An 8,792-nucleotide genomic window follows, 5' to 3' on the forward strand; every position below is an offset into this window, starting at 1 on the left:
TCAACGCAGCACATCGGATGAACTCGGAGCGGGTATGTATTTGAGAAACATGAAAATTGCCAAACGCACCCTGGCCTGCTTCACGTTTATGGTTGCCATGGTTGTAGGACTCGGCATTTTCAACATCCAGCAAATGGGCAATATTCGCTCAGAAGGCCTGGAAATCGAAAACGACTCAATGCCCGGTATTGCCTTGGGCGATGACATCACCCTGGCATTCGCCAATACCCGCATCGCCATCCTAAGAATGATCTCAAGAAGCCCTGCCGAGATAGAGCAGGCTTATAACGAGCTGCTGAAGGAAGAAGACAAGTTCTACAAGGCGGTCAAAGCCTATAAACCGCTGATCAATGGTGACGACGAGAAAACGCTGATCGCCAGCATCGAGTCCACTTACAAATCCTATGCCGACGGCGCTGAGCGGGCCTACAAACTCACCAGAGATAATCAGCCGGACGCTGCTCGCCAGGTGATCAGAGTTGAAATGCCAAAGAGCGCAGAAGCCATGGCTGCGGCGCTCAGCAAACTGGAAAAAGTAAACGACGACGCTGAAGCCGCGTCCAGCGCAAGTGCAACGGCGGCGTACGACAGAGCCAAGACCATTTCTGTTTCGGTCATGGTGCTGGCGGTACTGGCAACACTGGCTCTGGCCTGGCGCCTGACTCAAAGCCTTTCCGCACCGATCAATCAGGCCCTCAAGGCTTCGGAAATTTTTGCGTCGGGAGATTTGCGCCCGCTCGATGTGGACAGTCGCGGCGTAGACGAAGTCGCCTTGCTGCTGCAATCGATGGAGCGCATGCGCAAAAACCTGCAGGCCACCCTGAATCAGGTCGACGATGCGGCGCAGCAGCTATCGTCCGCAACCAGTCAAATGAGCAGCCTGATGGCCAGCAGCAATGCTGACCTGATAACCCAGAACAGTGAAATCGAAATGGCAGCCACTGCCGTGACCGAGATGAGTCAGGCGGTTGACGAGGTTGCGCGCAGCGCAGTGTCGACATCGGAAGAATCTAAGTCATCGTCACGCTCGGCACAGCAAGGACAGGAAGAGCTCAAGCAAACCGTCAATTCCATCACTGAACTGACCCGCAATGTCAGCAGCGCATCGGAACAGGCGCAGCAACTGGCAAGTCGCACGCAGGAAATCAGCAAGGTTCTGGAAGTGATTCGTTCGGTATCCGAACAGACCAACCTGCTGGCCCTCAACGCCGCAATCGAAGCGGCTCGCGCCGGCGATGCAGGCCGTGGTTTTGCGGTGGTCGCCGACGAGGTTCGGGCACTCGCGCATCGGACCAATGAGTCGACTCAGGAAATTGAATCCATGATCGGCCATATCCAGCAAGGCACCAAAAATACGGTGTCGGCGCTGGAAATCAGTACCGAACAGGCCCAACGCACCAAAGGCCAGGCTGAATCCGCCAACGCGGCACTGGAGATCATTGCCCATTCGGTAGGAGTGATCGACGATCGCAACACCGTAATCGCCAGCGCCTCCGAAGAGCAGGCCCAAGTCGCACGCGAAGTGGACCGCAACCTGGTACGCATCCGCGACCTTTCCACACAATCAGCCGTAAGAGCGGATCAAACCAGCAGCGCAAGCCATGCCCTGGCGACACTGGCTACAGAGCTGAATACGACCCTGCGCCAGTTCAAGTTGTGATGTCTCGCGGATGAATTCGCTCCTGCGCGGCCGTGCAGGAGCGAATTCATTCGCGATCAGCGGCTCAACTCAAAGCCGCAGCTCCAACCCGTGAAGCCTTGCGGCGGCGGGAAACCAGCAGACCGGCAGCGATAACGCTCAGGCTGAGCACACCGGTAGCGATGATTTCTACACGATGGTCTTCCTGGAACAGCATCACCGTCAGTACGGCAACGATGAAGAAAATCGCAGCCCAGGTCAGCCACGGGAAAAGCCACATCTTGAAGTCGATGGCCTCACCTTTGGCGATACGTTTCTGACGCATGCGCAACTGGGAAACGGCGATCACCAGATACACCAGCAAGGCGATTGCGCCGGAGCTGGCGAGCAGGAATTCAAACACGGCGGCCGGAGCGACGTAGTTGGCAAACACGGTCAGGAAAGCTGCGGCGGTCGACATCATCACCGCCCAGTGAGGCGTGCCGCTCTTGCTGATGCGTGTGGAAACTGCAGGTGCATCGCCACGCTTGCCCAGGGAAAAGAGCATGCGCGAAGCGGTGTAGAGCGCGGAATTCAGGCAACTGGTCACTGCGACCAGCACCACCAGATCCACGATCAGTTTGGCGTTGGGAATCCCCATCACATCCAGCACCGTCTGATAGGAGCCCACTTCAGCCAGACGACTGTCGTTCCATGGCACCAGCGACACGACGATAAAGATCGAAACCAGATAGAACAGGAAGATCCGCCAGATCACCGAGTTGGTGGCCTTGGTGATCTGCTTGCCCGGGTTCTTGGATTCGGCAGCCGCGATGGTCACGATCTCGGTCCCCATGAAGGAAAACATGGTGGTCAGCATTGCCGCCAGGACCGCGCCCAGACCGTTGGGCATGAAGCCCTGAGTATCGAACAAGTGGCTGACGCCGCTGACATTGCTGGTCGGCAGCAGCCCGAAGATCGCCACGACACCCAGCACCACGAACGCAATGATCGCAACGACCTTGATCAGCGCGAACCAGAACTCGAACTCGCCGTAGTTCTTCACACTGAACAGGTTGGTGGCCGTCAGCAATAACGTAATCACCAGAGTGAACACCCAGATCGCCACGTCGGGAAACCAGGCATGCAGAATGGTCGCGGCGGCGTTGGCCTCCAGCGGGATCACCAGCACCCAGAACCACCAGTACAGCCAGCCGATTGTGAAACCGGCCCAGTGCCCGATGGCTCGGTCGGCGTATGTGGAAAACGAACCGGTGTCAGGCGAGGCCACAGCCATTTCGGCCAGCATGCGCATCACCAGTACAACCAGCGTACCGGCTGCGGCATACGAAAGCAGCACGGCTGGGCCGGCTGCCGCAATCGCATGACCTGAACCTACGAACAAGCCTGCGCCGATTACACCGGCAATCGACAGCATCGTGATGTGCCGAGGTTTCAGCCCCTGTTCAAGCTCGGAAGAGTTAGCGGTACTGCTCATGAAAACCACCTTTTGCAAGACGAGCGATACACACCGAAACCCCTCGTAAAAAGAAAGCAACGGTGCCGTTCTTTATTATTTACGCAAAAAGTGCGCCAAAATATTTCAAAAACGACGTCGCACTTGGAACGCAAGGCTTGCAGCCCGCAAGCATGGAAGTGAAAGAAAGAATTCTTTCTGTGGCTTGCAGGTTTTGTTACCGAACACCTCACGACTTACCCACATTAATGCACCGAAAACACACACCCTGAATCGGTTAAGCTCGCATATGGTGCAAGGAAGCGCAAAAGCCCCTTCCAACACCCGGCCAAAGCTGGCAACATCGCGCCTTTTTCGCGCATTCCGGCTGGCAAACAGGCATCAAACAGACGCATCGCTTGCCTTGCGGCGACAGTCTGCTGCGATGATGCGACACCCATCGCATAACCCTGCCCGCCAGACCTGACGCTGTTGGTTGTCCTTCAAGCCCTGTGCTAGCTTGGCGCTCGCCCCGGTCGAAGGGCGCACAAAATATATGAGGTCCCTACATGGCCGAGGCCACGCCCGCCCTGGAAATCCGCAATCTGCACAAGCGCTACGGAAAGCTGGACGTGCTCAAAGGCATCTCCCTGACCGCTCGTGACGGTGATGTGATCTCGATCCTGGGTTCATCCGGTTCAGGCAAGTCCACGCTGCTTCGCTGCATCAACCTGCTGGAGAACCCTCATCAGGGTCAGATCCTGATAGCGGGTGAAGAACTGAAGCTCAAGGCCGCCAAGAATGGCGAGCTGGTCGCCGCCGATAACAGACAGATCAATCGCATGCGCAGCGAGATCGGTTTTGTGTTCCAGAACTTCAATCTGTGGCCGCACATGAGCGTGCTCGACAACATCATCGAAGCTCCGCGCCGGGTGCTGGGCCAGAGCAAGGCCGAAGCCATCGAAGTCGCTGAAGCGCTGCTGGCCAAGGTCGGTATCGCCGACAAACGCCACGCCTACCCCGCACAGCTTTCCGGTGGCCAGCAGCAACGCGCCGCCATCGCACGCACGCTGGCCATGCAGCCTAAAGTGATTCTGTTCGATGAGCCGACCTCCGCGCTGGACCCGGAAATGGTCCAGGAAGTGCTCAACGTCATCCGCGCACTGGCCGAAGAAGGCCGGACTATGCTGCTGGTGACCCACGAAATGAGTTTTGCGCGACAAGTTTCCAGTGAAGTCGTCTTTTTGCATCAGGGACAGGTCGAAGAACAGGGCACACCACAGCAAGTATTCGAGAACCCGCTGTCGGTAAGGTGTAAACAATTCATGTCGAGCAATCGCTAACGGAGCAACCCCCATGCAGATGTACAAGAAGTTCCTGCTGGCAGCCGCTGCCACTGTGGCACTCAGCAGCAGTGCTTTTGCTGAAACCCTGAAAATGGGCATCGAAGCCGCTTACCCGCCGTTCAACAACAAGGACGCCAGCGGGCAGGTCGTCGGTTTCGATTACGAAATCGGCCAGGCCCTGTGCGCCAAGATGAAAGTCGAGTGCTCGGTCGTCACTTCCGACTGGGACGGCATCATTCCGGCACTCAACTCCAGAAAGTTCGACTTCCTGATCTCGTCATTGTCGATCACAGACGAGCGCAAGCAGGCTGTGGATTTCACCAATCCGTACTATTCCAACAAGCTGCAGTTCATCGCGCCGAAAGATTCGCAGATCAACACCGAAACCGTCGAAGCCGCCAAGGCGTCGCTCAGCGGCAAGATCATCGGCGCCCAGCGCGCCACACTGTCCGGCACCTGGCTTGAAGACAAGCTGGGCGACAGCGTGACCATCAAGCTCTACGACACTCAGGAAAACGCCTACCTCGACCTGGCTTCCGGTCGTGTCGACGCCATGCTGGCCGACAAATACGTCAGCTACGAGTGGCTGAAAAGCGACGCTGGCAAGAACTTCGAGTTCAAAGGTGATCCCGTCGAGCAGAACGACAAGATCGGCATTGCAGTGCGCAAGGGCGACCCGCTGCGCGAAAGACTCAATGACGCTCTGAAAGAAATCATCGCTGACGGCACCTACAAGAAGATCAACGACAAGTACTTCCCGTTCAGCATTCTCTGATCTGCCTGACGTGGCCGTTGCGTCCTTCCTGAAGGCGTGACGGCCCGTCCCTAGCAAAGCCTGCCCATGAATATTGACCTCCAAGGATTCGGCCCGGCCCTTGCGGCTGGTGCGCTGATGACTGTTCAGCTTGCCCTCTCGGCCCTGTGTCTGGGGCTGATACTGGGGCTGCTCGGCGCCCTGGCCAAAACCTCGCCTTACAAGCCGCTGCAATGGCTGGGCGGTACTTACTCGACGCTGGTGCGCGGTATTCCTGAATTGCTCTGGGTGTTGCTGATTTACTTCGGCACCGTCAACGGCATGCGCGCCCTGGGCGAAATGCTCGGCATTCCAGACCTTGAGCTCAACGCCTTTGCTGCGGGTGTCATTGCCCTGGGCCTGTGCTTTGGCGCCTATGCGACCGAAGTCTTTCGCGGCGCTATCCTGGCCATTCCCAAAGGCCATCGCGAAGCCGGCCTGGCGCTGGGCATGTCGCGTTCGCGCATTCTGTTCAGACTGATCCTGCCGCAGATGTGGCGCATCGCGCTGCCAGGCCTGGGCAACCTGTTCATGATCCTGATGAAAGACACCGCGCTGGTTTCGGTCATCGGCCTTGAAGAAATCATGCGGCATTCGCAGATTGCCGTCAGCGTCACCAAGGACGCCTTCGTGTTCTATCTGGTCGCCGCCTTCATGTACCTGGCCCTGACCATTCTGGCCATGATCGGCATGCACTTTCTGGAAAAACGTGCCGCTCGCGGCTTCGTGAGGAGCGCGTCATGAACTGGGAAGTCATCATCAAGTGGCTGCCGAAACTGGCGCAGGGCGCGACCCTGACTCTGGAACTGGTGGCGATTGCAGTTACCGCCGGTCTGATCATCGCCATCCCGCTGGGTATCGCCCGCTCGTCGAAACATCTATACGTGCGTGCGCTGCCTTATGCCTACATCTTCTTCTTTCGCGGTACACCGTTGCTGGTGCAACTGTTTCTGGTCTATTACGGGCTGGCGCAGTTCGAAGCAGTACGCAAAGGGCCGCTCTGGCCATACCTGCGTGACCCGTTCTGGTGTGCCGTCATCACCATGACCCTGCATACCGCTGCCTACATTGCCGAGATTCTGCGCGGCGCAATCCAGGCCGTTCCGGTAGGAGAAGTAGAGGCTGCACGGGCGCTGGGCATGTCCAAGTGGAAAGCGCTGTTCTATATCATCCTGCCTCGCGCAGCCCGCATCGGCCTGCCCGCCTACAGCAACGAAGTGATTCTGATGCTCAAGGCCAGCGCCCTGGCCAGCACGGTCACGCTGCTGGAACTGACCGGCATGGCGCGCACCATCATTGCCCGCACTTACCTGCCGGTGGAGATTTTCTTCGCGGCGGGCATGTTCTATCTGGTCATGGCCTATGTGCTGGTCCAGGGGTTCAGATTGCTGGAACGGATATTACGCGTAGACGCCAGCCAAGGGCGCTGATATGAAGGGGGCTGGCTTTTACAGAGTCAGCCCTCACACCCGGTCAACATCATGCCTTCTGATACTTGCTTGCAGGATGAACACATTCGCAGCCGCTTTCGGGCGCTGGACAGTTTTCTGTTCGCGCATCAGGCGCTGTGGCGACCCAAGCCTTTCACGCACCTGCACATGCCGTGGGAACAGCAATATCCGACGCTTGCCACGTGGCTGCGCCAGCGCACGCTGGATCAAGCCGAAGCCGCGCACAATCACCCCGAACGTCTCGACGCGCCCTACCCCTTCAGGCAGTTGGCCGACGAAGCCTTTGAGTTGGCGCATCTCGGCGAACTGCCTGCCTATCCGCTTGAGCCGGTGGAGCCACGCCAGAGCGTCGATGTGCCAGGGCGTAAGTGGCAGCAGATCGAGGCCTTTGCCAGCCATCTGCAATTCCGGCAAAACGCCACTCATTGGCTCGACTGGTGTTCGGGCAAAGGGCATCTGGGCCGTCGTCTGACACAAAGCGGACAGAAATTGACCTGCCTGGAGCGCGATCCGGCTCTGATCGAGGCCGGTCGTAAACTCAGCACCCGGCAACACATCGAGGCTGAACATGTGGAACAGGATGTCATGGCCGATGACACCTGGCGCCACCTCAAACCCGAACACACCCCCGTTGCCCTGCACGCCTGCGGCGATCTGCATGTGCAATTGATGCAGGTCGCCAGCCAGACAGGCTGCATACAGATGGCCATTGCCCCGTGCTGTTACAACCGCACACGGTTCGACGAGTATCAGGCGCTGTCCAGCGAAGGCCGCAGCTCCGCCTTGAAGCTGTCTCGGGACGAACTGGGCCTGCCACTGAGCGAAACCGTTACAGCGGGTGCCCGCATCCGCCGTCAACGCGACACCTCCATGGCTCGCCGCCTTGGGTTTGACCTGCTGCAACGCCGTTTACGCGGCATTGATGAATATTTGCCCACACCTTCACTGCCCGTCAGTTGGCTGGACAAACCCTACAGCGACTACTGTCACGAACTGGCAGACCTGAAAAACCTGCCAGCCCCAAGCCAGCAGGACTGGGCCGAACTGGAAGCCGCTGGCTGGCAGCGACTGGCCGAGGTGCGCAATCTGGAACTGGTACGCAACCTGTTCCGCCGCCCTCTGGAGTTGTGGCTGGTTCTGGATCGAGCCATGTCCGTGCAGGAGCATGGTTACAGCGTCAGCGTCGGCACCTTCTGCGACAGCCAACTCACCCCGCGCAACCTGCTGGTTCTGGCTCAAAAGCAATGACCCAAATCAACAGAACATCCTGTGGATAACTCTGTTGATGAAAATTCAGACAAGCGTTCTAAAACCTTAGTGCGCCAGTTACTGAAGCGCCTTGTTTTTTCCTGACACCCAGGTCAGAAGCCTCGAAAAACGGCGCTTCGCGACAAAGTGCGAATAACGGCACGGATCTGCGGAAAAATCGTTTTTATTCTGAACGGGTTGTGCATAAAGGATCTGGGGCGGGGTGTTTTTGAAGGCGGTGTGGGAGGCAGCCGCACACAGGTTAGTAGACCGATGAGCCAAGAATCGGCGCACCCGAAGGTGCCCTGCATACAGCCGCCATTAAGGAATGAGCGGCGAGAGTTTACCTGCGCGCCAGCTCATGTTTGACGCATTGTTCGTAGTAGGTTTGCTTGATGGCGGCGGGTTTGAGGCGTGATGTGCTTTTGTAGGTCTGTTCCGTGATGCCCATTGCGGTCATGCGCATCCAGGGTTGGGGAAACTTGCGAGCCTGCAGTTTGTTACGCGCGCCATAGAGAGAAATCCCGGCAAGCTTCGACTCCTGAGCCCCGGCCGCGATACCCGAACCCCATGTGCATATCGAGCGCGTGCTCTTGGTCAACTCCTTGGCCTGAACCCCGACCGAAACGCCGGCCAGGACAAACATCGCAACGGTCAATGCAAAACTCCGCATAGCGCCAGCACCCAAGCTTCTGAAAGGAAAGCGAGTTTGCCAACGAAACAGAAATCAAAGGGCCAGCTATGTGCTTCTTTTCACGGATGTTTTTTGAATATGGCGCTGGTTCGCGAATGAATTCGCTCCTACGGTGTGAACTGCCCCCCAAAAGTTGGACGGTTTCAGCCAGCAGCCTGAGCCCTGTAGTCGACAGGGCTCAGGCCA

At 57.7% G+C, this 8,792-nt stretch carries 7 protein-coding genes and 2 pseudogenes; 7 read left to right on the forward strand and 2 right to left on the reverse strand.

Annotation, left to right across the window (positions count from 1 at the left end):
• Nucleotides 1-49: 49 nt before the first annotated feature.
• Nucleotides 50-805 (forward strand): annotated as a pseudogene (locus K5D32_RS26390) (MCP four helix bundle domain-containing protein); the annotation flags it as partial.
• Between the two features lie 126 nt (nt 806-931).
• On the forward strand, nt 932-1,660 hold the full coding sequence (locus K5D32_RS26395) for a methyl-accepting chemotaxis protein (protein ID WP_409372890.1): 729 nt from the start codon (nt 932-934) through the stop codon (nt 1,658-1,660).
• Nucleotides 1,661-1,724: 64 nt separating this feature from the next.
• Here K5D32_RS26395 and gabP read toward each other — a convergent pair whose 3' ends face one another.
• Complete coding sequence (gene gabP, locus K5D32_RS22775) at nt 1,725-3,116, reverse strand: GABA permease (protein ID WP_025262465.1); 1,392 nt, start codon at nt 3,114-3,116, stop codon at nt 1,725-1,727.
• Between the two features lie 527 nt (nt 3,117-3,643).
• On the opposite strand from gabP, the gene K5D32_RS22780 reads away from it, so the two are divergent.
• From K5D32_RS22780 to K5D32_RS22800, 5 genes and pseudogenes are all read left to right on the forward strand, one after another.
• Nucleotides 3,644-4,417: an ABC transporter ATP-binding protein gene (locus tag K5D32_RS22780; RefSeq protein ID WP_221578441.1), complete on the forward strand. Its 774-nt coding sequence runs from the start codon at nt 3,644-3,646 to the stop codon at nt 4,415-4,417.
• Between the two features lie 13 nt (nt 4,418-4,430).
• Nucleotides 4,431-5,195, forward strand: coding sequence for an ABC transporter substrate-binding protein (locus tag K5D32_RS22785; protein WP_025262467.1), 765 nt, complete (start codon nt 4,431-4,433; stop codon nt 5,193-5,195).
• A gap of 66 nt (nt 5,196-5,261) precedes the next feature.
• Nucleotides 5,262-5,957, forward strand: a complete 696-nt coding sequence (locus K5D32_RS22790) for an ABC transporter permease (RefSeq protein WP_200993819.1) — start codon at nt 5,262-5,264, stop codon at nt 5,955-5,957.
• Nucleotides 5,954-6,643 carry an ABC transporter permease gene (locus K5D32_RS22795; protein WP_198727863.1) on the forward strand — a complete coding sequence of 230 codons (690 nt, stop codon included), beginning with the start codon at nt 5,954-5,956 and terminating at the stop codon, nt 6,641-6,643. Before K5D32_RS22790 ends, K5D32_RS22795 begins: the two co-directional genes overlap by 4 nt.
• Before the next feature lies 1 nt (nt 6,644).
• Nucleotides 6,645-7,912, forward strand: a pseudogene (locus K5D32_RS22800) (methyltransferase).
• A gap of 343 nt (nt 7,913-8,255) precedes the next feature.
• Here the strand turns inward: K5D32_RS22800 and K5D32_RS22805 are convergent.
• Nucleotides 8,256-8,585 carry a hypothetical protein gene (locus tag K5D32_RS22805; protein ID WP_221537289.1) on the reverse strand — a complete coding sequence of 110 codons (330 nt, stop codon included), beginning with the start codon at nt 8,583-8,585 and terminating at the stop codon, nt 8,256-8,258.
• Nucleotides 8,586-8,792 lie beyond the last annotated feature (207 nt).

This window comes from Pseudomonas cichorii, assembly GCF_019719005.1.
In the GTDB taxonomy this organism is placed as follows: domain Bacteria; phylum Pseudomonadota; class Gammaproteobacteria; order Pseudomonadales; family Pseudomonadaceae; genus Aquipseudomonas; species Aquipseudomonas cichorii_E.